Below are 1,787 nucleotides of genomic sequence, written 5' to 3'. Positions count from 1 at the left end.
CGGGGCGGCCGGAGCCACCACGGAAGACTCGCCGAGCAGGATGGACAGCAGCTTGCGGTTCATGGCGCGGCACATGATGCGCGTCAGCAGGTAGCCGGACGAGCCGATGATGCCGCCGATAGCCACAAGCAGGGGATCATTGACCGCAAAGCCCGCAATGGCGGCACACACGCCGCCCATGGAGTTCAGCAGCGAGATGGTGATGGGCATGTCGGCCCCGCCCACGCGGATGGTAAAGCCGATGCCGAAGGCCGTGCCGGTGACAAACATCAAAAAGATGAAGAAGCCGAACAGAAACTGCGGAAAGGCCGTGCCCATAAGCACGGAAAAGCCCATAAGTCCAAGAATGGACAGGATGATCTTGGTATGGTCGGGCAGAATGATGGGCTTTTGCGGCAGAATCTGATGCAGTTTGCCCGCAGCCACAAAGGAACCGGCAATGGTGGTCATGCCCATGGCAAGCGCCAGGCAGGCGCTGCCGCGTTCAAAGGCCGAGGGCGCGCCCGTGTCGGTGAGCACAAGAAAGCTCACAATGGCCGCCGCGCCGCCGCCGATGCCGTGCAGAAAAGCCACCATCTGCGGCATCTGGATCATCTTGACCTTGTTGGACAGGGTAAGGCCCAGGCTCATGCCCACGGCAATGGCGAGCCACAGCGAAAGCGAGGTCAGCGAACCGTCCTTGAACATGGTCACAAGAATTGCCAGACCCATGGCAGAGGCGCAAAAAAGGTTGCCCCTGACCGCAGTGGGAACCCTGTTCATGAGGCGCAGGCCGAACAGCACTGACGCCACAAGAATTCCGGCTATGATGTTGTAGGTTATCGCATTCATTTCACAGCAACCCTTTCTTCCGGTTTATGGTTGATGCAGAGGTCAGAGAAGGGCTACTTCTTTTTCCCGGCGACCAAGCGGAGCATTTTATTGGTGATGTCGAATCCGCCGAAAACGTTGACAATAGCCATTGCCACGGCAAGAGCCCCCAGAAGCGTGAAAAAGGTCGAACCGGCAAGATGGGTCGCGGTTACCGCACCAAGAATGATGACGCCCGAAAGGGCGTTCATGGCCGACATCAGGGGGGTATGCAAAAGGCTCGGCACATGGCTGATGATCTTGTAGCCAAGCAGCGTCGCCGCTACAAACACCGCCAGCAGGGTAAGTGGGGTCATATGTCTTCCTTGAATAATATTTTTCCCGGCCTGTATGCCGGAACGCCGGGCGCGGAACAGGCCGCGCCCGGCGTTCTTTAATGATTAAAGGCCCATTGCTTCACGCGCGCCCCGATGGACAATCTGCTTGTCAATGGTGCTCAGCGTGGATTCGATGATGGGGTCGGTCCTGTCCAGCACGATCTTGCCGTCCTGAGCCAGGAACGAAAGCAGCTGGAACACGTTGTTGGCAAACATCCACGTGGAGCTTGTGGGCATCATGCCGGGGATGTTCTTGGTGCCGTCGATGGTCACGCCGTGCTTGACCACCACTTCACCGGCTTCGGTCAACGCGCAGTTGCCGCCCTGGTCAATGGAAATGTCCACAATGCTGGAACCGGGAGCCATGGAGGCCACCATTTCGTCGGTGATCAGGATCGGGGCCAGCTTGCCGGGGATCAGGGCCGAAAGAATGATGATGTCGGCGTCCTTCACCAACGGCTTCAGAGCCTCACGTTCCTTGTTCAGCCACTCGTCGCTCAGGCGCTGGGCATAGCCGCCCTCGCCGATGGCAACCTCGGCAGGCACGCCCACGTCAAAGGGCTTGGCGCCCAGGCTCATGGACTGCTAGCGCGCGTCGGG

The 1,787-nt window shown here is 59.1% G+C and carries 3 protein-coding genes; all 3 read right to left on the bottom strand.

Going from position 1 to position 1,787, the window contains the following annotated elements; all coding sequences use genetic code 11:
• A partial coding sequence (locus V6C16_RS12350; protein WP_333543339.1) for an NAD(P)(+) transhydrogenase (Re/Si-specific) subunit beta occupies positions 1-831 on the bottom strand: 831 nt, incomplete at its 3' end.
• A gap of 53 nt (positions 832-884) precedes the next feature.
• Positions 885-1,166 carry an NAD(P) transhydrogenase subunit alpha gene (locus V6C16_RS12345; RefSeq protein ID WP_333535127.1) on the bottom strand — a complete coding sequence of 94 codons (282 nt, stop codon included), beginning with the start codon at positions 1,164-1,166 and terminating at the stop codon, positions 885-887.
• Between the two features lie 84 nt (positions 1,167-1,250).
• Positions 1,251-1,766: a hypothetical protein gene (locus tag V6C16_RS12340; RefSeq protein WP_333543338.1), complete on the bottom strand. Its 516-nt coding sequence runs from the start codon at positions 1,764-1,766 to the stop codon at positions 1,251-1,253.
• Positions 1,767-1,787: the final 21 nt, after the last annotated feature.

This window comes from Desulfovibrio sp. 1188_IL3213 (genome assembly GCF_036763145.1).
In the GTDB taxonomy this organism is placed as follows: domain Bacteria; phylum Desulfobacterota; class Desulfovibrionia; order Desulfovibrionales; family Desulfovibrionaceae; genus Desulfovibrio.
Note: the sequence above shows the minus strand (reverse complement) of the source record. Positions and strands in the feature narration are given on the sequence as shown.

Excerpts from the sequence above, each read along its gene's own strand:
- V6C16_RS12345 (WP_333535127.1), bottom strand. The coding sequence starts at position 1,166 with ATGACCCCACTTACCCTGCTGGCGGTGTTTGTAGCGGCGACGCTGCTT.
- V6C16_RS12340 (WP_333543338.1), bottom strand. The coding sequence starts at position 1,766 with ATGAGCCTGGGCGCCAAGCCCTTTGACGTGGGCGTGCCTGCCGAGGTT.